The organism is Stutzerimonas balearica DSM 6083, from assembly GCF_000818015.1.
Classification (GTDB): domain Bacteria; phylum Pseudomonadota; class Gammaproteobacteria; order Pseudomonadales; family Pseudomonadaceae; genus Stutzerimonas; species Stutzerimonas balearica.
The window spans coordinates 2,288,839-2,309,894 of sequence record NZ_CP007511.1 but is presented as its reverse complement, the minus strand read 5'-3'; the positions used below and the strand labels follow the sequence as shown (position 1 = coordinate 2,309,894).

Genomic DNA, 21,056 nt, shown 5'->3' with positions numbered 1-21,056 from the left:
TGCTAAGACCATCATCCTGGCGAATCGTCGCCTGGTAGGAACATGCAGAAACCAAGCGCAACGCTGCTGATCATTGATGACGACGATGTGGTGCGGGCGAGCCTCGCGGCCTACCTCGAAGACAGCGGCTTCCGGGTTCTGCAGGCTGCCAACGGCCCCGACGGCATGGCCCTGTTCGACGCCGAGCAGCCCGACCTGGTCATCTGTGACCTGCGCATGCCGCACATGGACGGCCTCGAGCTGATACGCCGGATCAGCGAGCGCCAGCTGGACCTGCCGGTCATCGTGGTCTCTGGCGCCGGTGTCATGAGCGATGCGGTCGAGGCCCTGCGCCTGGGCGCTGCCGATTACCTGATCAAGCCACTCGAAGACCTCGCGATGCTCGAGCACTCGGTGCGTCGCGCGCTTGACCGATCCCGCCTGCGGCTCGAGAACCGCCGCTACCGCGAGCAACTGGAATCGGCCAACCGGGATCTGCAGGCGAGCCTGCACCTGTTGCAGGAAGACCAGGATGCCGGTCGGCAGGTGCAGATGAACATGCTGCCAGTGACGCCCTGGAGCGCCGATGGCTTCGACTTCGCTCACCGCATCATTCCCTCGCTGTACCTGTCCGGGGACTTCGTCGACTACTTTCGCGTCGACGAGCGTCGGATAGGCTTCTATCTGGCGGACGTTTCCGGTCACGGCGCGTCTTCGGCCTTCGTGACGGTACTGCTGAAGTTCATGACCACGCGCCTGCTGTACGAGTCGCGCCGCAGCGGAACTCTGCGTGAGTTCAAGCCTTCCGAGGTGCTCGATCACATCAACCGCGGGCTGATCAACTGCAAGCTGGGCAAGCACGTAACCATGCTTGGCGGTGTGATCGACGTCGAGCGCAACGTGCTGCACTATGCGATTGGCGGTCACCTGCCGTTGCCGGTGCTCTATACCGGCGCAGCGGCACATTATCTGGAAGGGCGAGGGCTGCCCGTCGGGCTGTTCGCCGATGCGGTCTATCAGGATTTCGAGCTGGAGCTGCCGGAGGCCTTCAGCCTGACGCTGCTCTCGGATGGCATTTTGGACCTTTTGCCGGGCGACACACTCAAAGAAAAGGAGTCTGCACTACCAGAGTTGGTCAGCAACGCTGGTGGCACGCTGGACGGTTTAAGCCGTATGTTCGGCCTTGCCGAGTTGGCCGACATGCCTGATGACATTGCCTTGCTGGTGTTGAGCAGGAACCTTGCATGAGTACTGGGAAAATCCAGTTCGCCGAGATGGACGGCACCTTTGTGCTCAAGTTCATCGGTGAAATACGCTTGACGCTGTGTTCGGCGCTGGATGCGACAATCGAGAAGATCTTCTCGTCTCTGAATTTTTCATCGATCGTCATCGATCTGACCGAGAGTCGGAGCGTCGACAGCACCACGCTCGGCCTGCTGGCCAAGCTTTCGATCCTTTCCCGGCAGAAGGTCGGCATGCTGCCGACGTTGGTGACGACGCATCCGGATATTACCCGGCTGCTGCATTCGATGGGCTTCGATCAGGTGTTCAACATCGTTGACCGGCCGTTGCCCTGCCCGGAATGCCTCGCCGATCTGCCGACGCAGGATCAGTCCGAGGAAGTGGTCAAGGCCAAGGTACTCGAGGCCCACCGAATCCTGATGAGCCTCAACGAATCCAACCGCGAGGCCTTCCATGACCTCGTCACCGCGCTGGAGCGGTCCTGATCAGGACTTCGCTGCCAGCAGCGCTTCGAGCTTTTCCTGATCCCGTGCGAACTGCCGGATGCCTTCGGCGAGCTTCTCGGTGGCCATGGCATCCTCGTTCAGCCCCCAGCGGAACGCCTTTTCATCCAGCGTGACGCGGGGCTCGCTCCCCGCACCAGGCGTCAACCGGCGCGCCAGTGTGCCATCGGTTTCGGCCAGCTGGCCCAGCAGCTCGGGGCTGATGGTCAGGCGATCGCAGCCAGCCAGCGCTTCGATCTGGCCGATATTGCGGAAGCTCGCACCCATGACCACCGTCTTGTAGTCATGCGCCTTGTAGTAGTTGTAGATGCGGGTGACCGATTGCACGCCTGGGTCTTCGGCGCCGAGATAATCGCGGCCTTCATGCTTCTTGTACCAGTCGTAGATGCGTCCGACGAAGGGGGAGATGAGGAATACACCGGCTTCGGCACAGGCGACTGCCTGGGTGAAGGAGAACAACAGCGTCAGGTTTGTCTGAATGCCGGCCTTTTCGAGTTCCTCGGCGGCGCGTATGCCTTCCCAGGTGGCAGCAATCTTGATCAGCACGCGCTCGCGCTCGATGCCGGCCTGCTGGTAGAGACCGATGAGGCGCTCGGCGCGCTGCACCATGGCCTGTTTGTCGAACGACAGGCGCGCATCGACCTCGGTCGAGATGCGGCCCGGGATCAGCTTGAGGATTTCATTGCCGACCGCCACCGCGAAGAGATCGCAAGCCAGGCCGACGTCGCCTTGAGCCTGCGCCGTTGCGCTGGCCAAGTGCTCGGCGTAGCGGGGCAGGGCGGCGGCCTTGAGCAGCAACGAAGGGTTGGTGGTTGCGTCCACCGGCTGCAGACGAGCAATGGCGTCCATGTCACCGGTGTCTGCGACCACGGTGGTGAATTGCTTGAGTTGATCCAGCTTGGAAGTCATCAATGGGAACTCCGTCCTGAGGTTGGCACGACCTTACCCGAGCGGTTCGACGGCCTTCAATGGCTACAGTCGTGAGGTGCCATTTGAACGCGCCTGGCGCGGGGTGTTCCCGATTGCAGACGCTCAATGGCCCTCGAGCAAGTCGATCGCCTGGTCGAGCAGGGCGAGTGGGTCTGGCGTCTTGTGCACATCAACGGAAAGCAGTTGGCGGAACCGCCTGGCGCCCGGGAAACCCTGGCCCAGACCGAGCACGTGCCGGGTGATATGGTGCATGGCGCCACCTTCGGCAAGATGACGCTCGATGTAGGGCCGCATGGCGCGTAGCGCCTCGGCGCGGCTGACGCGCGCAGCGCTGCTGCCAAACAGCGCCTGGTCGACGTTGGCCAGCAGGTAGGGGTTCTGGTAGGCCTCACGGCCGAGCATGACGCCGTCGAAGACGCGCAGGTGCGCCTCGCACTGCTCCAGTGTCTTGATGCCGCCGTTGAGCACGATCTCCAGTTCGGGAAAGTCCTGCTTGAGCTGCGCCGCGACCTCGTAGCGCAGTGGCGGAATTTCACGGTTTTCCTTGGGCGAGAGGCCTTCGAGAATCGCGATGCGTGCGTGAACGGTAAAACTGCGGCAGCCAGCCTCGCTGACCTGCCCGACGAAATCGCACAGCTCGGCGTAGCTGTCGCGGCCGTTGATGCCGATCCGATGTTTGACGGTGACCTCGATGCCCACCGCGTCGCGCATGGCCTTCACGCAGTCGGCGACCAGTTGCGGGTGGGCCATCAGGCAGGCACCGATCATGTTGTTCTGCACCCGATCGCTGGGGCAGCCAACGTTGAGATTCACCTCGTCATAACCCGCGGCTTCGGCGAGCTTCGCGCAAGCTGCCAGATCGCCCGGCACGCTGCCACCGAGCTGCAGCGCCAGCGGATGCTCGCTCTCGTCGTGGCGCAGGAAGCGCGACGCGTCGCCATGCAGCAGCGCCCCGGTCGTCACCATCTCGGTGTAGAGCAGAGTGCGCTGCGACAATTGCCGGGCGAAGTAGCGGAAGTGGCGATCCGTCCAATCCATCATCGGCGCGACGGAGAAGCGTCGGAATCCTGAAGTGCCCGTTTTTAAAGGCTTTGAGGTAATATTTGCTTCTTTAGTCATCTACGCGCTACCAACGTATTTTCAGGGGTTTCAGGGCATTTATTAAACCCAGGTGGTACGCTGTACCACCAAGATACCAGTATGTACCACCGGTCAGAGCACTCGCATGGCAACGATTCGAGCCCGTAAACGAGCCGATGGCTCTATGAGCTATACCGCACAGATCCGACTCAAGAAGAACGGGCAGCAGGTTCATACCGAAAGCATGACCTTTTCTCGCAAAAAAGCGGCCGAAGCGTGGGCTAAGCGACGAGAAACGGAGCTAGCTGAGCCAGGTGCCATTCAGCGGGCACGGCATAAGGGCGTTCAACTGTCGGACATAATCGACAAGTATCTAGAGGAGGTGGGCAGAGCCCGCCCGCTGGGTAAGACGAAGAAAGCCACCTTGGCTGCCATTGCGAAGACCACACTGGGTACCAAGACTGATCGCGAGCTCAATAGCCAAGTACTGGTCGATTATGCGCTATGGCGCATGAGTCCTGAAGGGGGAGGCGTCAAACCCCAGACCGTGGGTAATGATTTAGCCCATCTGGGGGCCGTTCTATCGGTAGCGCGGCCCGCATGGGGTTACGAGGTTGATGGTATATGCATGGTAGAGGCCCGTCGTGTCCTCTCCAAGCTAGGCTACAGGCTTAAAAGCCAGGAGCGGGACCGTCGTCCCACTATGGCAGAGCTGGACAAGCTACTTCAGCGTTTCCAAGAAGTGCTTCGCCCGCGCCCTACCTCGATACATATGCCAAAAGTTATGGCGTTTGCTCTATTCTCAACTCGCCGCCAAGAGGAGATTGTTCGGATCCGGTGGGACGATTTAGACCCTTCACGAAAGGCGGTCTTGGTACGGGATATGAAAAACCCGGGAGATAAATGGGGAAATGACGTTTGGTGCCGTCTCCCTGATGAAGCCTGGGCAATAGTTCAGAGCATGCCTCGTGAATACCAAGAGATCTTTCCTTACACCACTGACGCTATCCAAGGGGCCTGGATGCGTGCGGTCGAACGGGCCGGTATAAAAGATCTTCACTTTCACGACTTGCGACATGAAGGGATCAGCCGTCTATTCGAACTGGGGTGGGATATCCCTGCGGTAGCTAGCGTATCAGGCCACAGAGACTGGAACTCGCTCAGACGTTATACGCATCTGCATGGTGACGGAGATCGATATACGGGTTGGTGCTGGCTGCCTACGATTATAGATATGAAGGTTTCTTTTGGGGTTTGGGTGTCGAGAAGAAAGTCAACCAATACGGCGAACACCGTTTAATTTTTGATACTCTTCTAACGCCTCGGCATGCCGCTTATCCAAGTAGGCGGCCAAGTCTGACAAGTGAATACCTTTTGTACTTTTCTGGCTGCATTCTATTCGCATCAAAGGGATTTTGATCTGGCCTGCAAGCACCTTCCGTTGGAACATTTCTGGAGTAAGGTGCATAAAGTAGTCACGGCAGATGTCCTCCAAGGGGATTACAGCTTTGCCGTTGTACTGAGCCATGAGTAGAAAGAAGGTGTTCATTCTGGCGCCTCATGACGAAGTTTGGCGAAACTAGCAAACCAATTGACCTTGTTGGTGCTGCTGGTATAGGTGGGATTGTTCACGTCGCGCTCTAGTTGCTCGATTTTCCTCATTTTTATATGGTTGGAATGAGTCGTTTCCTCTCAAATTAGCCTATCGACGAAATTAGACGTCGATAAGTGCTATTTTTCTGCTTTGGAGCGATTACTGTCCGTTCGTTGCTCCGCGTATGCGGAGATTGGGTTGGGGTTGCCTCAGTACACCAGGAGAACCGATGCGAATTCATATTCTCTCAGACCTGCACAACGAGTTTGAGGTCTTCATGCCGGAGGTGCATAACGCGGATCTGGTCATATTGGCGGGCGACATTGATCTCGGTATCAGAGGAATCGAATGGGCCCAAACTGCTTTCACATGCCCTGTGCTGTATGTGCCTGGAAATCATGAGTACTACCGGGGCCACCTCGAAAAAACGTTTGAGGCGATGCAGGCGGCCGCTGATGAGCGAGTTCGCGTCATGGATCACGATGAAGTTGTGATAGGAGGAGTGCGTTTTTTGGGGGCAACAATGTGGACTGACTTCGCTGCCACAGGGCACCGATCAGTAGCCGCGCGGAGCGCTCAACAGACCTTGAGTGACTTCCGTCAGATTCGGACAGAAAACTTCCGGCGCATCAAGCCGCAAGATTTGATCAAGAAATCTACTGCAACGCGGGAATGGCTTGGCGGCATGCTTGCAAAACGACATGAAGGGCCGACGGTAGTAATCACCCATCACGCACCAACTCTCAGGTCACTTGAGGAAAGTCCATATGCAGGGACGATCTTAGACGCGGCTTTCGCAAACCAATGGGAAGACTTGATGGGCTCTGACCGCGTGGCCCTATGGGTGCATGGTCACACACATACGTCCGTTGATTACATAGTGGAGGGTACCCGGATAGTCTCCAACCAAAGAGGATATCCTAAAGAAGAGTCAGGTTTTCGACCGGCACTTGTTATAGAGCTTTGCTAGTAGACCCTTGCTCTAGTCGCCGTCTATCCGCTGTTAGTTTGCCGTTATTGAGAGTCGTCTACCGTACGTTCTGTCCTGCAAGTGCAAGACTTCGATCGCAACGTGCCGGCCGGCGGTAGCCTTTCTTTGCAAGCGGCTTACCCAAAACCTACATCAATAGCAGTTTCCATGTGGAAATTCTCACTCAGCCCCTAGTCTTCGCGGACACATTGTCCGCGGTCATGAGCGATGACTAAGTATGATCCACTGCTACCCCAGGCATCGCCAGAGAAGGGCGCTAGAAGATATGTGCAGTGGTAGCTATTGCTGTTAGTGGCTTATCCCAAACTGCGGATCAATAGCGGTTTCCATGTGGAAAGTCTCACCCAGCGTGTGGTTGTCGCGGACACGCATCAATTTTCCGTGATGTTGAACGATGGCTGAGTGTGATCCACTGCTACCCTGGGCATCGCCGGAGAAAGGCGTTAGTAGATATGTACAGCGGTAGCTATCGCTGCTAGCGCATTTGCGGCGGTCAGTATGCGCAAAAAATGCACCTGCTTCCCTACTGATATGATGGGCACCTCGCGATCGCGAGGTGGAATTACAATTTGCACTGTAGGGCATCGCGACCGCCCCAATGCACCTGAATTCTGCCCGTAACAACGTATTATTTCGGTCGTAGACCTAAGCCCGCGATATCGCAGGCATCATGACGCTGGATCAAGGAATGGGCACTAAACAAGTAATTATCGAGGACTGGGATGGTGATAGTGCTATCCGCACTCCCGCTGAAGCACTCCAAGAGCTGGGTATCGGCGTTGGCGACACTCTATACGTGATTGAGGAGTACGTTGGCACTACACGATGCATTTTACTCAGCAAAACTCCAAAGATTCCAGATCGTACTGATGAGCTGGTTGCTCACTGGAATCGTGTAGGTAGCGAATAAAGGACGATCACAGTGAGCAGGATTTGGCCAGTAGCTGCTTCGCCAGCTTCCCCCTTCCGGCCAAGAGTAGCCATTTTAGGGCAAGGAATATTAATCCATCCCCTTCGACTCAACAAGCGAAGAAGTCTATCGGATTCGCGCACTGCTTGAGATGGCGACTGGGGGTACTTTTGACACCATCGCAGGCGAAGCACTTGGCTCCTTCGAGAACCACAGCAAATGCCGTAGCGGTAGGGATTGCGAATCGTTGGTTTGAAAGCAACGCTAGCGCAATAACGATCAATTGAATCTTCTACGCTGGATTCTGCATCTGCAATCCACTGGCTGATCTCAAACCGGAAATGGTGGCAGCTTGATATTTCTCCGGGGTAATCTCACTGCTCACGGCAGGGAGAGACCGTATGGATGAAGTCAGTCGGATCGAGTGCGCTAGAATCAAAGCGTTTTACAAGCTGCTTGTTGACCGGCTTGGAGCGGATGTCTGGGCTAAGCGCAAAGCCACCTATGTGAAACGCATCCGAGAGAGGGAGGCGAAGTTCGACATCAAGCTGCCGATCGAGCCCCAGCTCTTCATGCCGGCGGACGATGACATAGATTGGTACATCCTAGCTTCCCACCTAGCCTTTGATATCCCTGTCAGTGACTCCTCCTATAGCAGCAGGCGTGTTTACCCCTATGCCATGGCCATCGGTGCCGCTGCTGATCAGTTGAGAAACGTCCCCAACATAAACGCTGTTCTCGACAAGATGCTGGCGAACAACAATCAGCCAGAAAGGCAGCTATTCGAGCTGCTGACAGCGGCGTTCTACTTGAAGAATGGCTACGAGGTCTCCTTCATCCCTGAAAACAGCATCACTTGGCCGAATGGGAAAAAGAAATCTCCAGATCTACTTGTGAAATTTGGGGACTTGGAGTTCTACGTCGAATGCAAACGGGCTGACAAGCAAACAAGGTATTCGCTGTCCGAGGAAGAAGCTTGGGCAAGCATCTGGGCTAAGTTGAGCCACTACATGCTCAAGGCCGCGCCGTGGAGCATCATCGATCTAACGTTCCATGATGAGATCGCAAATGCGTCAACGGACGAGGTGATCAAGGTGGCGGACTTGGCTAGCAAGGCGGGCGGAGGAGTGAGAGCTGGATCGATTAGCGGAACAATACGCGCTATCGACAAGATGGGGCTCAAGCGCCATTACAAAGACTTCTCTGTCAGGGCCAACTGCCCTCAGCAGGAACTGTTGGTGTTCGGCGATATAGACAGCAATGAAAAGCGAAGCATCGCGACCGTCGGGTCTCGGGTCATTCGACCCGGAACCAACAATGACATTCTCAACATGTTCGTCAAAGACGTTGATCGTTGTGTTGGCGCCCAGTGGCGCTGCGATCACAAGCACTCGCTCTCCGTGCGTTCTAGACATTTTAAAGGCCTAGTCAATGATGGCGTGACCCAGATTCCTCCAGATCGCCCTGGGGTTGTACACGTCTGGTATGAGACTCGAGATGGTGTGGAAATCGAGGAGCTGCGCCGAGACAAGAACATCGACAACATTTCTAACTACGACGCTTCTGACTCAACGGTGCTAGGGGTCTTTGTCCATGCCGTCAATTACTACCCCTTCGAGGACGACTACGAGTGGGCTGAGACAGTACAAGACTTTGCCCGAGTACCAGATCTGAGGGACCTCTTCCCATTTCAGGCCTTGATGTTGTCTGCGGGAACCACAGCAGGGGTGGAGGAAACTACTCATTGGGCCCAAGACAAAGCGGCAAAAGTTTCGAAGTAATAGGTGGATTGGCCCCGATTTTCTAGAAACCTATCTGCCCTTGAAACGTCTGCTTTGTGGCCGGTTGCAGCGGGTGACGATAGGCAGCTACCGGCCAATAGCAGCGTTCGCCTATTCGCCCATAAAATAAATTGACATGTAGTTAGGCTCAATTCCATTTTCTGCACACCACAAATCAAATCGCTCAATCTCCGATGCGACGAATCCTGTCTCATCGTCATTAGTAATAACATAAGTTCGCGGATATATTGGTCTAATGAACTCACCATCACGCATAAACTGTCGAGTCAGAATCAAGGCGTCTGAAACTTGAGCAACAGTCAGGTCGTGATTTTTAGTTAAATATTCATTCATGCCGTTATCTAGGGGGAGATAACCCCCCTGTGCTGCCATTATGTTTATCGCAGATAATTCAGCCTTACCTAGTCGTGAAGGCGACCACAAATTATCATCGCCTCGCACCATGTGTTTTTCATTAAATTCTACTGTTCTATAAGCCCAACCCGCTGCTTCATCGACCTCCCTAGCTTCTGCAATCAATAGAGGTTGAACACTATCCATATGCAGCCCATCATTCCAAGGCATTTTTGCGTTAAAGTATTCGCCAATTTTTGACCAGATTAATTCCAAGATTAATTTGGCTGAATTGTGCCTGGTGGAAAATACAGAGACCCACTCATTTTTATTCTGAACAACTAAGAATGGAATGCCACTACCTTTGACGAGGCAGAAATTATTAGATGTAACAATCGTGGGGATACTTGGAATTCCCCAGCCGGCTCCGTTTTTCCAAGCCTCCTCAAGAATGTCCAAAAATGCAGACCTAAGGCCGCTTTCGGTTTTATATCCTTCGTAGCCATGAATTATCGTAATCGGCGACAACGATTCTTGGACGAGTGCGTAAAATAATATGCCATCGGCTTTCGATAGGTGGTGTATGTCAAGATATTCCTCAGGAGCAACTTTTCCCGTCAGTTGAGAAAAGCGCCGGCGCGCATTGGTGATGTCTGGCTTATAACCTTCATTAATTAATCGCTCTTCGAAATTGTCAGCAAATTTTCTTCTGATTTTGGCTAAATGGTGCAAGGCGTCAACGTAATCAGCTTTCCTTAGATTTTTTTTGACTTCAAAAATGCAAAGTACATTATTTATGTCATACTTATATTGCTGCGTTAGTCCATATCTCTCCCCTTGACCATGGACTAACATGCAATCTATTTGCTCTGCCAGCATTTCACCTCCAATAGAGATAAAGCCCGAAACAACTCTCAGATCCAAGCCCTTTGGAATGGCAAAATCCTGATATATACCTTGCTTCGTTATCTCTTCGTAGGCGGAGCCCAGAGTGGGCATGTGAAGCATATCAAATCCATCGAGTTTTCTTTTTTCGAGCTCAATAAATTCCCCAAGCAGCTCCGATGCTTTACAAATCACATAGCCTCCATAAGTAGCGTTTTAAATAAAAATGTCGACTAAAAACTTTATTGTCGAGTTGCACAGTGGCTGCGTGCGACGTGGAGCATCTTCCATTTTACCCACTAATTGATATCCCCCCTCAATTGCACAATGCTTCATGGCTAGAGCTGCAATTGGCCGGTTAGCGACGGCTTGGCTTCAACCGTCGCTATGCATGATCAAACCTCGGTTTGTTCCGCCATCTCCAGAGCGTCGTCGACCTCTATCCCCAGATATCGAACCGTGCTCTCCAGCTTCGTATGGCCGAGCAGCAGTTGAACCGCCCGCAGGTTTTTGGTCCTGCGATAGATCAGTGATGCCTTCGTACGTCTCATTGTGTGAGTACCATACATGGCTGGATCAAGGCCTATGGCTTTCACCGAGCCTTTGACGATACGAGCGTATTGACGAGTGGATAGATGGTCTGAGGTATGTAGCCGGCTCGGAAACAGGCAGTCCTCGTTGCGGAGCTGGGCTTGATGTATCCAGGCCGCGAGAGCAGACCGTGTTTGCTCAGTGATCTCAAACTGCACTGGCCGCTGCGTTTTCTGCTGCATCACCATGGCTCGTGATGACACGCGGTCGCCATGCGCAACGTCGTGCACACGGAGCTTGGTTAAGTCGCAGGCTCGAAGCTTGCTGTCGATGGCCAGATCGAAGAGGGCTAGATCCCGGGTTCTCTCTGCAATTTGAAGCCTTACTCGGATGGCCCAGATATCTCTGAGTCGGAGCGGAGTTTTCTGTCCGACCAATTTTCCTTTGTTCCAGGGCTGACGGCTGCTGGTAGCGATGATGTTCATGGAAAGTCCTCCACGTGTGGGAGGACAAGGATGGCTAGCCAGAACAGTGGTCGCTAACCGGCCACTAGCGGCCTGTCGTAAGCGGCATAATCTGTAGACGAGCCACCGATACTGCGCACAAGCGAAACGCTCCAGCTGCTCGATTGAGGCCATCTGGGTAAGGCGTTTACGTCGGGACTAGTCATGCTTCCGCAGTCAGCGGCGAGGTAGTCCCTGAGCTCACTGGAGCCCAGGGTTTCGAAGCAGGCCGTCTTCAACGTCTTCCTCGATGAATTGACTCTCAAGCCAGCCTTAGCCGCGCTGAGATAAGATCGTCTCGAGCAAACCAGGAAATCGATTGTTCAAATCATCCCTGCGCAACGAGTTCATATGGGTCGTGCCGATGGTTTGGGTTTGGACCAACCCGGCATCTCGCAGCACCCTGAAGTGATGGGACATGGTGGACTTTGGTCGGCCACCGTCCAATTCGCCACAGCTGGCTTCGCCCAGTTCGGCAAGGCGTCGGACGATCTCCAGGCGCACAGGATCGCTCAAGGCGTATAGCAGACGCTCGAGGACGAATTCAGTGACGGGAGGGTGTTTGTAGGGGCGCATGAACGAAGCATACACGGGTTTGCTCTATCTCCATAGTTCGAATACTATCGAATTAACGTAATAGACAACCCTCGGAGAAACCAATGTCTGCGCTGTTCCAACCCTTCACGCTTAAAGACGTCACGCTTCGCAACCGTATTGCGATTCCCCCTATGTGCATGTACTCGTCAAACGATGGCCTGATCAACGAGTGGCACAGTGTTCACTACGCCTCCCTTGCGCGTGGCGGGGCGGGGTTGGTGATTGTCGAAGCAACCGCTGTAGCGCCAGAAGGGCGGATCACTCCTGGCTGTGCGGGTATTTGGAACGATGAGCTGGCCCAGGCCTTCGTACCGGTGGTGCAGTCGATCAAGGCAGCCGGCTCGGTCCCCGGCCTGCAGATCGCCCACGCCGGTCGCAAGGCAAGCGCAAACCGTCCATGGGAAGGCGATGACCACATCGCTGAAGATGACGCCCGTGGCTGGCAGACCATCGCTCCATCGGCCATAGCTTTTGGCGGTCACCTGGCCAAGCAGCCGCAAGCCATGACGCTGGAAGACATTGCCCGTGTGCGTGAGGATTTCGTCGCAGCCGCTCGCCGTGCGCGTGACGCTGGCTTCGAGTGGCTGGAGCTGCATTTCGCCCATGGTTATCTGGCCCAGTCGTTCCTTTCCGAACACTCCAACCATCGCGATGACGCCTACGGCGGCAGTTTCGACAACCGTAGCCGCTTCCTGCTTGAAACGCTGGCGGCTGTTCGTGAGGTTTGGCCGGAGCACCTGCCGCTAACCGCTCGTCTAGGGGTTATCGAATATGACGGCCGGGACGAACAGACGCTGACCGAGGCTATCGAACTGACACGTCGCTTCAAAGATGGTGGCCTGGATCTGCTGAGCGTCAGCATTGGTTTCACCATCGCTGAAACCAACATTCCCTGGGCGCCTGGCTTCATGGGCGAAGTTGCCCAGCGCGTGAAGCGTGAGGCGGGGATACCAGTGGCTTCGGCATGGGGCTTCGGCACGCCAAGCGTTGCCGAAGAAGCGGTCAAGAGCGGTCAGCTGGACTTGGCGATGATTGGGCGAGCACATCTGGCCAATCCAAATTGGTCCTATCTTGCCGCCCAAGAGCTGGGCGTAGAGCGTGCGTCCTGGACCTTGCCGGCTCCCTATGCCCACTGGCTTGAACGCTACAAGTGATCCGTCGGGGCGAAGACGGCCGTCATGGCCTAATCGCCCGCTGCCTCAGCGCCGATGTGCGCTGGTGGCTACCTGGCTGGGCCGCTCATGGCTCGGCCCTTCCGATAGATAGCTGAGGATTACGCTATGTCTCGCGTCATACGCTTTCATCGCACCGGTGGACCGGAGGTTCTCCAGATCGACGAGATCGACGTGCCGGCTCCCGGCGCGAACGAGGTTCAAATCAACGTCAGGGCGCTCGGCATCAACCGGGCTGAAGTGATGTACCGCACAGGCCAGTACGTCATCGAACCGACGTTTCCCGCCATGCTGGGCTATGAAGCGGCTGGGACCGTATCTGCAGTGGGTCCCGGTGTGGTCGGCTTCGCTGTTGGCGATGCGGTCAGCGTAGTGCCCGCGTTCTCCTTTGACGAATACGGCTTGTACGGTGAATTGGTCGACGCGCCGGCTCACGCGGTGGTCAAACACCCGGAAGCGCTTTCTTTCACGGAAGCAGCGGCGACCTGGATGAAGTTTGTCACTGCCTATGGCGCACTGATCGAGCTTGGTGGGCTGCAGGCCGGCGAGACGGTGCTAATCCGTGCGGCGTCCAGCAGCGTGGGGCTTGCCGCTATCCAGATTGCGAACATGGTGGGCGCCGTTCCTGTCGCGCTGACCCGCACCAGCGACAAGCGCGAGGCCTTACTTCAGGCCGGGGCGGCGGCAGTCATTGCGACGCAGGAGCAGGACATGGTGGCCGAGGTCATGACGATGACTCATGGCAAAGGCGCTCGCATGGCCTTCGATCCCGTTGGCGGGCCCGAAGTGGCCTTGGTGCTCAAGGCACTGGCGAACCACGGCATCTTCTTCCAGTACGGCGCTTTGGACACTCGGGATATCCCTGTGTCGGTCATGGACCTGCTCGGCAAGCATCTGACGCTGCGTGGTTATCAGCTGTTCGAGATCACCCAGGATCGAGAAAAACTCGAACGGGCCAAGCACTTCATCAACGAAGGGCTCGCCTCTGGGCAGCTGCAGCCGGTAATCGACCGTACATTCAGCTTCGACGAGATGGCCGAGGCTCACCGGTACATGGAATCGAATGCCCAGGTGGGCAAGATTGTTGTAACGCTTTAAACCACGTGCAGGTCTTCGCGGCATGGCCGGTAGGGTCACTGTCGATAAGCCCATGCCAGCTCGATGCGTCTCTCACACATGCACAGACAGGAGGTTCGATGACCACCCCACTCACACTGGTTGCCACATTGGTCGCCAAGGCCGGCTCCGAAGATGAGCTCCAGCAGACGCTGCAGGATCTGCAAGGCGCAAGTCGCGCCGAAGCAGACTGCATCCAATACGACTTTCATAAAGATGCAGAACAGCCTCGCACCTTCCATATGGTTGAGCAGTGGCGAGACGAAGCGGCGCTGACTGCGCACGAGGCCACCCCGCATTTCCAGGCAGCGCTGCCCGTCATCGAACGCGCCGCCGAAAAATTCTCCGTCATGAAAATGTACCGCGTCTCCTGAGGAGCTCCGAATGAAAGCCATTGCACACTTCAAATGTCTGCCTGTTGAGAACCCTGACGCCCTCGTGGAGATCGATCTACCCGAGCCAGTGCCGGGGCCGCGCGACCTGCTGGTAGAAGTCAAGGCCGTATCGGTCAACCCGGTCGATACCAAAGTCCGCCAGGGCTACGTGCCGCATACAGACGAAACACAGCCGCGCATCCTCGGTTGGGACGCTGCCGGCGTGGTCAAGTCGGTCGGTTCCGACGTAACGCTGTTCAAGCCCGGTGACAAGGTGTGGTACGCCGGGTCGCTGATCCGCCCGGGCAGCAACAGTGAGTTGCAGCTGGTAGACGAGCGCATTGTCGGATCGATGCCACAGTCGCTGGAGTTCGCCCAGGCCGCGGCGCTTCCCCTGACGTCTCTGACCGCTTGGGAATTGCTATTTGATCGCCTCGGCGTAGCGCGCGACACCACCGACCGTGGCGAAACGCTGCTGATCATTGGCGCTGCAGGCGGGGTGGGTTCAATCATGACTCAGCTGGCGCGTCAGTTGACCGGCCTGACCGTCATTGGTACGGCTTCGCGCCCTGAAACCCAGGCCTGGGTCACCGAACTCGGCGCCCATTACGTGATCGATCACACCAAGCCACTGAGCGAAGAGCTCAAGCGCATCGGCCTTCCGCAGGTCAGCTACGTCGCAAGCCTGACGCAGACCGATCGGCATTACGAGCAGATCATCGAGTCACTGAAGCCACAGGGCAGGTTGGGCCTGATCGATGACCCGGCCACGCTGGACGTCGTACCGCTCAAACGCAAGAGCCTGTCGCTGCACTGGGAGCTGATGTACACGCGCTCGCTGTACGAGACCGAGGACATGCAGGAGCAGCACAACATCCTCAATGAAGTGGCCCGCCAGATCGATGCGGGTGTGTTGCGCACCACCGTTGGCGAAAACTACGGGCGTATCAGCGCCGAAAACCTACGTCGCGCCCATGCCTTGCTGGAGAGCGGCAAGGCAAAGGGCAAGATCGTTCTGGAGGGCTTCTGACGGTATCTGGCTACCGGCTCATGCGGTAGGTAGCCAATGCTGGATTCAAGAGTAGCGCCCATGAGCGATTCAGTGAGCGCCTTGAAATGCCTCCTATTGAGATCGTCTCGCAAGACCATCACCCAGCCGTCAACGACTTCATCCGAAACGTCCAACTAATAGGAATTGGTAGCGACTCCGGAGGAGGGCGGATGAGTCAAAAGCCTGATGTAGCGTAATTGTCATGTGCTCAAACGCAACTACAGCTATGACACGATTGTCCGGGTGGTCCGCGACGAGACTGGGGTAAGCATGACCCCAACCAAGCTTCGCCACTACGTTGAGGTAAACGAGCTTGCCTCAAAACAGATGCTGTTGAGCAGCAAGGCGATGCAATCTCTGGAGGTGCAAGGCGATCCTCAGATATCTTGAGAGGAGTGCCCCTAGGGCGGTGTTCGCTAGAGAGTACCTTGGGTCTTTGGAGGGGCGATATCCCGGTCGCACGTCATGGGCTGTCAAAGCCGTTGACGTTGGTCGCACCGGGAACCGCTACAGCAAAGGCCGCACACTAGCGATGTGCAGGACCTACTTCGGTCTCTTTCGCCCGTCCCCAGCCCCAGTCCCCGAATACAAGAACTTCGACCCGCAATGCCCGCTTCTGGCCGATTCTGTGTATCCGTCCGGCCAACACACCTTCCTGGCCTCGACGCCAAAGGCGATGGTGTCCACCTGATTTAAGTGGACACCATTTCTAGCCTTTTATGCCGCTGGGCAAACCTATTTTCCCGAGGGCGTGGCGCGGCCGGGTTGGTATCAGCCAACGGACAGAGGTGTTGAGCGCAGGCCGGGAGAAAGACTCGCTTGGCTGCGCTCGCTCGATGATGAGACGCCGCCAGAGGCGGACGCCTGATCGGTCCATCCGAAACCGGCCCATCGTGATCTCACAAACTACAGGATAAGCACATGCCAGCCTCTTCTTTCGGTGAGTCCTCGGCGCATATCAGACGGAGACGCGTTGCCCACTATCTACGCACGGAGTCTGGCGCTGCGGTGCTGCTGGTGATCGTCACGGTTGTGGCGCTCGTGTGGGCGAACTCGCCGCTATCTAACGCCTATTTCGAGTTGTGGCACCTAGACGTCGGGTTCAACTTCGGGCCACTGCGCCTACACATGGATCTGCATCACTGGGTCAACGACGGCCTGATGGTCGTCTTCTTCTTCCTGATCGGACTGGAGGTGCGTCAGGAGTTCGCCCACGGATCGCTCCGTGACCGCAGCCGTGCCCGCCTCGCCCTGATCGCGGGGGGCACGGGAGTCGTGCTTCCCGCGCTGGTGTATGTCCTGATCGTGAAACTAGCCGGAAGTGAGGGCCTGCACGGGTGGGGTGCGGTGGTCGGCACCGATACGGCGTTCATGCTGGGCACCTTGGCGATCGTCGGCCCGCGGCTATCGGGTCAGTTGCGCGTGTTCCTGCTCACCCTGACCGTGGTCGATGACTTCCTCGCAGTGTCCATCATCGGCATCGTCTATAGCGAGGAGATCCGGATCGTCCCGTTGCTTATCGCCCTCGCCAGCCTCGTTGGATTGTGGTTGTTGGGGCGCACCCGCCAGTGGCGGGCGACGCCGTATGTGTTGATCGTGATCGTGCTGTGGTTCGCGACCGTGTACTCCGGCATCCATGCCTCCCTGGCCGGGATGGCTGCGGGGCTCCTGATCCCCGCCTACGCGACGCAGCGTCACAAAGTCGTCGCGGCAAGACAACTGTTCCGTGACTTCTGGCAGTCTCCGAGTGCCGCATCGGCCCACGCGGTGGACCGCGGACTATCCCGCGGTATCTCTGTGAACGAGCGGCTGCACGAGTTCCTGCGGCTGCCGGCGGCACTGCTGATCGTGCCGGTGTTCGCCTTGGCGAACGCCGGGGTGGATCTGCGTGGCGGGTTGCTCGCTGAGGCCTTCGGCTCGCCCGTGACCTGGGGCGTCATCTCGGGACTCGTGCTCGGTAAGCTTCTAGGCATCGGGCTCATCACTCTAGCCGCAGTCCGCCTCGGACTGGGGCGCCTGCCGGTGGGCGTCGGGATGGGGAGCGTGTTCGGTGGTGCGGCGCTGTCCGGGATCGGTTTCACCGTGTCGCTGCTCATCATCGGGCTCGCGTTCGGTACGACCTCTGACCTGGGCCGCCAGGCGACGGTCGGGGTGCTCGTGTCGATGGTACTCGCCACGTTGCTGGGGTGGCTCATATTCAAGGTCGCCGCTCTCAAGTGGGGGGAGGAGACTGCCGATTTGCCGATGGTACTTGAGCCACCAGTCGATCCGGAGCTCGATCACATCCGCGGTCCGGAGGACGCCCAGCTCACACTCGTCGAGTACGTGGACTTCGAGTGCGCGTACTGTGCGCACGCCACCGGTTCGTGGGACGATCTTCGCGCCCACTTCGGTGACGACCTGCGGTATGTGGTGCGCCATCTGCCGCACCACCCGCACGGGCCGATTGCCGCGAGGGCGTCCGAGGCAGCGGCGAACCAGGGGATGTTCTGGCCGTGGCTGGACTTCGTGTTCACCCGTCAGCACGCGCTGGAGCGCGAGGATCTGATCGGCTACGCCGTAGAGCTTGGGCTCGACGTCGATCGGTTCATCGCGGATCTCGACAGCCCTGCGGTGATCGAGCGTGTCGAGCGCGACCTCGCCAGTGCGGTCGCCAGCGGTGCGCATGTCACGCCGACGTTCTTCGTCGAGGGTCGCCGCCTGCGCGGCAGCTACGACGCCCGCACTGTCACCGCAGCGCTCGAAGCCAGTCGCCGCGGCCCCCGGACTCAGGAAGTCCCGTCCTGAGCGGGACGAACTACAGGATAAGAACATGCCAAACAATTCTTTCGGTGAATCCTCTTGTACCGCTGCGGCCAGCGGCCTCGTGCAGGTGCGTGGCGCGCGCGAGAACAACCTCAAGGAGGTGGACGTCTCCATCCCGCGTAACGCGCTGGTGGTGTTCTCGGGTGTCTCCGGCTCCGGGAAGTCCTCGCTGGCCTTTGGCACCATCTATGCGGAGGCCCAGCGGCGCTACTTCGAGTCGGTGGCCCCCTATGCGCGGCGACTGATCGAACAGGCCGGCGTGCCGGACGTCGATGCGATCGACGGCCTGCCGCCGGCGGTGGCGCTGCAACAGCAGCGGGGCTCCAGCAACGCGCGTTCCTCTGTGGGCAGTGTGACCACCTTGTCCAGCCTGGTGCGGATGATGTATTCGCGCGCTGGCGCCTACCCAGCCAACCAGCCCATGCTGTACGCCGAGGATTTTTCGCCGAACACGCCGCAGGGAGCGTGCCCGACCTGCCACGGCCTGGGCCATGTGTACGAGGTGACTGAGGCCATCATGGTGCCCGATCCCTCCCTGAGCATCCGCGAGCGGGCGATCGCCTCCTGGCCCCCCGCCTGGCAAGGCCAGAACCTGCGCGACATCCTGGTCAGCATGGGCTACGACGTTGACCGACCGTGGAAGGACCTGCCGAAGAAGGACCGCGACTGGATTCTGTTCACCGAGGAAACACCGACGGTGCCGGTGTACGCGGGCTTCACGCCGGCCGAAACCCGCGCCGCGCTCAAGCGCAAGATGGAGCCGAGCTACATGGGCACCTTCACCGGCGCCCGACGGTATGTGCTGCACACCTTTGCCAACACCCAAAGCGCGCTGATGAGAAAGCGCGTGTCCCGGTTCATGGAGGGCAAACCGTGCCCCACCTGCCACGGCAAGCGGCTCAAGCCAGAGGCACTGTCGGTCACCTTCGCCGGCGTGGACATCGGCGCGTTCATGCAGATGCCGCTGGACCAGTTGGCGGCCTTGCTCGAACCCATCGCCCAGGGCGATTTCCGCGCCCATGCAGCGGGGGCGGCTACGGACAAGGAAGCGCCCCGACGCGACCGCGCCGTCCATGCGGTATCGCCCGACGTGCGCCGTACCTCCGCGCTGTCGGAAGAAAAGCGCCTCGCCGCACAGCGCCTGGCTGGAGGCGTGATGGCGCGCCTGCGCCAACTGCGCGAGCTAGGCCTGGGCTACCTGACGCTGGACCGGGCCACGCCGACGCTTTCGGCCGGCGAGTTGCAACGCTTGCGGTTGGCCACGCAATTAAGTTCCCTGCTGTTCGGCGTCGTGTACGTACTTGACGAACCCTCGGCGGGCCTGCATCCCTCCGACAGCCAGGCCCTGTACGATGCACTCGACCGGCTGCGCGACGCGGGCAACTCGGTGTTTGTGGTGGAGCACGACCTGGACCTGATGCGCCGCGCGCAATGGCTCGTGGATGTCGGGCCGGATGCCGGCGAGCGTGGCGGCCGCGTGCTCTACAGCGGCGAGCCGGATGGCCTGCGCAAGATTGCCGAATCGCGTACTGCACGTTACCTGTTCGACGAAATTCCCGCACCCGGAAGCCGAGCACGCGAAGCGACCGGCTGGTTGGAGCTGCAGGGCATCCACCGCCATAACCTGCATGGCGTGGATGCGCGCATTCCGCTGGGCGTGCTGACAGCCGTTACCGGCATCTCTGGCTCCGGCAAATCCAGCCTCGTCGCGCAGGCCCTGCCGGAATTGGTGCTGCTGCACCTGGGCCACGAGCCTGAAGACGATGCCGCCGAAAGCGCCACCAGCGAAGGGCCGGCAGTGGTCGAAGCGACCGGCGGCCATCTGGCGGGCGACGTGGACGCCATACAGCGCCTGGTGCAGGTGGACCAGAAGCCGATCGGGCGCACGCCGCGGTCGAACCTGGCTACCTACACGGGTCTGTTCGACCATGTGCGCAAGCTGTTCGCCGCCACGCCCGATGCTCGACGCCGCCGCTATGATGCCGGACGGTTCTCGTTCAACGTCGCCAAGGGGCGCTGCGAGACTTGCGAGGGCGAGGGTTTCGTTAGCGTGGAACTGCTGTTCATGCCCAGCGTGTACGCGCCGTGCCCGACCTGCCATGGCGCGCGCTACAACGAGGCCACGCTGAAGGTGCAGTGGAACGGGCGCAACATCGCCGAGGTGCTGCAGATGACCGTGGACGATGCCAGCGAATTCTTCGCGGGTGAAGACGCGGTGGCAAGGCCCCTGCAACTGCTGCGCGACATCGGACTGGGCTATCTGCGCCTGGGGCAACCGGCCACTGAGCTTTCCGGTGGCGAGGCGCAGCGCATCAAGCTGGCGACCGAGCTTCAGCGCAGCCAGCGCGGCCGAAGCCTGTACGTGCTCGACGAGCCGACCACCGGGCTGCACGCGTCGGATGCCGACCGGCTGCTGGTGCAGTTGCAGCGCCTGGTCGATGCCGGTAATACCGTAGTGATGATCGAGCACGACATGCGTGCGGTGGCCCAAGCCGACTGGGTGATCGACGTAGGGCCAGGCGCGGGCGCTGCCGGCGGCAGCATCGTGGTGGCGGGTTCCCCTCAGCAGGTGGCCCGAAAGTCTGGCAGCCGAACCGCTCCGTTCCTTGCACGGGAGTTGGCGCGGGCCGAGTAGCTTAGTTCGCCAAATGTTGCCAG

The 21,056-nt window shown here is 58.3% G+C and carries 18 protein-coding genes; 12 read left to right on the top strand and 6 right to left on the bottom strand.

Annotated features, from left to right (window positions below; translation table 11 throughout):
* Window positions 1-42: 42 nt before the first annotated feature.
* Complete coding sequence (rssB, locus tag CL52_RS10450; protein ID WP_043220397.1) at window positions 43-1,227, top strand: two-component system response regulator RssB; 1,185 nt, start codon at window positions 43-45, stop codon at window positions 1,225-1,227.
* Window positions 1,224-1,706 carry an anti-sigma factor antagonist RssC gene (gene rssC / locus CL52_RS10445; protein ID WP_041104763.1) on the top strand — a complete coding sequence of 161 codons (483 nt, stop codon included), beginning with the start codon at window positions 1,224-1,226 and terminating at the stop codon, window positions 1,704-1,706. The genes rssB and rssC overlap by 4 nt, the downstream gene beginning before the upstream one ends.
* Here rssC and tal read toward each other — a convergent pair whose 3' ends face one another.
* Together tal and dusA are read right to left on the bottom strand one after the other, a co-directional pair.
* The gene (tal, locus tag CL52_RS10440) at window positions 1,707-2,633 is read right to left on the bottom strand and encodes a transaldolase (RefSeq protein WP_043220393.1); all 927 of its coding nucleotides are present in this window, start codon (window positions 2,631-2,633) and stop codon (window positions 1,707-1,709) included. It abuts the gene before it with no gap.
* A gap of 123 nt (window positions 2,634-2,756) precedes the next feature.
* Entirely contained in the window at window positions 2,757-3,773 is a 1,017-nt protein-coding gene (dusA, locus tag CL52_RS10435) for a tRNA dihydrouridine(20/20a) synthase DusA (protein WP_074519882.1), read from the bottom strand.
* A gap of 106 nt (window positions 3,774-3,879) precedes the next feature.
* On the opposite strand from dusA, the gene CL52_RS20700 reads away from it, so the two are divergent.
* Window positions 3,880-5,034, top strand: coding sequence for a site-specific integrase (locus tag CL52_RS20700; RefSeq protein ID WP_024162551.1), 1,155 nt, complete (start codon window positions 3,880-3,882; stop codon window positions 5,032-5,034).
* Here CL52_RS20700 and CL52_RS10430 read toward each other — a convergent pair.
* Entirely contained in the window at window positions 5,008-5,283 is a 276-nt protein-coding gene (locus tag CL52_RS10430; RefSeq protein WP_003288343.1) for a pyocin activator PrtN family protein, read from the bottom strand. The genes CL52_RS20700 and CL52_RS10430 overlap by 27 nt on opposite strands.
* 274 nt (window positions 5,284-5,557) lie before the next feature.
* Between CL52_RS10430 and CL52_RS10425 the strand changes: the two genes are divergently transcribed.
* From CL52_RS10425 to CL52_RS10420, 3 genes are all read left to right on the top strand, one after another.
* A complete protein-coding gene (locus CL52_RS10425; RefSeq protein ID WP_043220389.1) occupies window positions 5,558-6,298 on the top strand; it encodes a metallophosphoesterase in 741 nt (246 codons plus the stop codon).
* Between the two features lie 691 nt (window positions 6,299-6,989).
* The gene (locus CL52_RS20695) at window positions 6,990-7,229 is read left to right on the top strand and encodes an AbrB/MazE/SpoVT family DNA-binding domain-containing protein (protein WP_235366370.1); all 240 of its coding nucleotides are present in this window, start codon (window positions 6,990-6,992) and stop codon (window positions 7,227-7,229) included.
* 401 nt (window positions 7,230-7,630) lie between these two features.
* Complete coding sequence (locus CL52_RS10420; protein ID WP_043220386.1) at window positions 7,631-9,010, top strand: hypothetical protein; 1,380 nt, start codon at window positions 7,631-7,633, stop codon at window positions 9,008-9,010.
* A gap of 111 nt (window positions 9,011-9,121) precedes the next feature.
* On the opposite strand, the gene CL52_RS20690 is transcribed toward CL52_RS10420, so the two are convergent.
* The 3 genes from CL52_RS20690 to CL52_RS10410 all read right to left on the bottom strand — a co-directional run bounded on the left by CL52_RS20690 (window position 9,122) and on the right by CL52_RS10410 (window position 11,859).
* Entirely contained in the window at window positions 9,122-10,444 is a 1,323-nt protein-coding gene (locus tag CL52_RS20690) for a DUF6602 domain-containing protein (RefSeq protein ID WP_074519878.1), read from the bottom strand.
* A 200-nt stretch (window positions 10,445-10,644) separates the two neighbouring features.
* Window positions 10,645-11,265 carry a tyrosine-type recombinase/integrase gene (locus CL52_RS10415; protein ID WP_043220384.1) on the bottom strand — a complete coding sequence of 207 codons (621 nt, stop codon included), beginning with the start codon at window positions 11,263-11,265 and terminating at the stop codon, window positions 10,645-10,647.
* A gap of 291 nt (window positions 11,266-11,556) precedes the next feature.
* Window positions 11,557-11,859 carry an ArsR/SmtB family transcription factor gene (locus tag CL52_RS10410; RefSeq protein WP_025297873.1) on the bottom strand — a complete coding sequence of 101 codons (303 nt, stop codon included), beginning with the start codon at window positions 11,857-11,859 and terminating at the stop codon, window positions 11,557-11,559.
* An 83-nt stretch (window positions 11,860-11,942) separates the two neighbouring features.
* Between CL52_RS10410 and CL52_RS10405 the strand changes: the two genes are divergently transcribed.
* The 6 genes from CL52_RS10405 to CL52_RS10375 all read left to right on the top strand — a co-directional run bounded on the left by CL52_RS10405 (window position 11,943) and on the right by CL52_RS10375 (window position 21,033).
* Window positions 11,943-13,034 carry an NADH:flavin oxidoreductase/NADH oxidase gene (locus tag CL52_RS10405; protein ID WP_013983157.1) on the top strand — a complete coding sequence of 364 codons (1,092 nt, stop codon included), beginning with the start codon at window positions 11,943-11,945 and terminating at the stop codon, window positions 13,032-13,034.
* A gap of 126 nt (window positions 13,035-13,160) precedes the next feature.
* Window positions 13,161-14,150 carry a zinc-dependent alcohol dehydrogenase family protein gene (locus CL52_RS10400; protein WP_043220381.1) on the top strand — a complete coding sequence of 330 codons (990 nt, stop codon included), beginning with the start codon at window positions 13,161-13,163 and terminating at the stop codon, window positions 14,148-14,150.
* 98 nt (window positions 14,151-14,248) lie between these two features.
* On the top strand, window positions 14,249-14,542 hold the full coding sequence (locus CL52_RS10395) for a putative quinol monooxygenase (RefSeq protein WP_003288729.1): 294 nt from the start codon (window positions 14,249-14,251) through the stop codon (window positions 14,540-14,542).
* Between the two features lie 10 nt (window positions 14,543-14,552).
* Window positions 14,553-15,572: a zinc-binding alcohol dehydrogenase family protein gene (locus CL52_RS10390; protein ID WP_003288728.1), complete on the top strand. Its 1,020-nt coding sequence runs from the start codon at window positions 14,553-14,555 to the stop codon at window positions 15,570-15,572.
* A 942-nt stretch (window positions 15,573-16,514) separates the two neighbouring features.
* Window positions 16,515-18,380 (top strand): Na+/H+ antiporter NhaA, encoded by a 1,866-nt coding sequence (nhaA, locus tag CL52_RS10380; RefSeq protein WP_043220375.1) that lies wholly within the window; start codon window positions 16,515-16,517, stop codon window positions 18,378-18,380.
* Between the two features lie 25 nt (window positions 18,381-18,405).
* Window positions 18,406-21,033, top strand: coding sequence for an excinuclease ABC subunit UvrA (locus tag CL52_RS10375; protein WP_025297877.1), 2,628 nt, complete (start codon window positions 18,406-18,408; stop codon window positions 21,031-21,033).
* Window positions 21,034-21,056 lie beyond the last annotated feature (23 nt).

Coding starts and splice junctions, on each gene's coding strand:
- CL52_RS20700 (WP_024162551.1), top strand. CDS start 3,880: ATGGCAACGATTCGAGCCCGTAAACGAGCCGATGGCTCTATGAGCTAT.
- dusA (WP_074519882.1), bottom strand. CDS start 3,773: ATGACTAAAGAAGCAAATATTACCTCAAAGCCTTTAAAAACGGGCACT.
- CL52_RS10400 (WP_043220381.1), top strand. CDS start 13,161: ATGTCTCGCGTCATACGCTTTCATCGCACCGGTGGACCGGAGGTTCTC.
- CL52_RS10405 (WP_013983157.1), top strand. CDS start 11,943: ATGTCTGCGCTGTTCCAACCCTTCACGCTTAAAGACGTCACGCTTCGC.
- CL52_RS10395 (WP_003288729.1), top strand. CDS start 14,249: ATGACCACCCCACTCACACTGGTTGCCACATTGGTCGCCAAGGCCGGC.
- tal (WP_043220393.1), bottom strand. CDS start 2,633: ATGACTTCCAAGCTGGATCAACTCAAGCAATTCACCACCGTGGTCGCA.
- CL52_RS10375 (WP_025297877.1), top strand. CDS start 18,406: ATGCCAAACAATTCTTTCGGTGAATCCTCTTGTACCGCTGCGGCCAGC.
- CL52_RS10420 (WP_043220386.1), top strand. CDS start 7,631: ATGGATGAAGTCAGTCGGATCGAGTGCGCTAGAATCAAAGCGTTTTAC.
- CL52_RS10415 (WP_043220384.1), bottom strand. CDS start 11,265: ATGAACATCATCGCTACCAGCAGCCGTCAGCCCTGGAACAAAGGAAAA.
- CL52_RS10430 (WP_003288343.1), bottom strand. CDS start 5,283: ATGAACACCTTCTTTCTACTCATGGCTCAGTACAACGGCAAAGCTGTA.
- rssB (WP_043220397.1), top strand. CDS start 43: ATGCAGAAACCAAGCGCAACGCTGCTGATCATTGATGACGACGATGTG.
- nhaA (WP_043220375.1), top strand. CDS start 16,515: ATGCCAGCCTCTTCTTTCGGTGAGTCCTCGGCGCATATCAGACGGAGA.
- CL52_RS10390 (WP_003288728.1), top strand. CDS start 14,553: ATGAAAGCCATTGCACACTTCAAATGTCTGCCTGTTGAGAACCCTGAC.
- CL52_RS10425 (WP_043220389.1), top strand. CDS start 5,558: ATGCGAATTCATATTCTCTCAGACCTGCACAACGAGTTTGAGGTCTTC.
- CL52_RS10410 (WP_025297873.1), bottom strand. CDS start 11,859: ATGCGCCCCTACAAACACCCTCCCGTCACTGAATTCGTCCTCGAGCGT.
- CL52_RS20695 (WP_235366370.1), top strand. CDS start 6,990: ATGACGCTGGATCAAGGAATGGGCACTAAACAAGTAATTATCGAGGAC.
- rssC (WP_041104763.1), top strand. CDS start 1,224: ATGAGTACTGGGAAAATCCAGTTCGCCGAGATGGACGGCACCTTTGTG.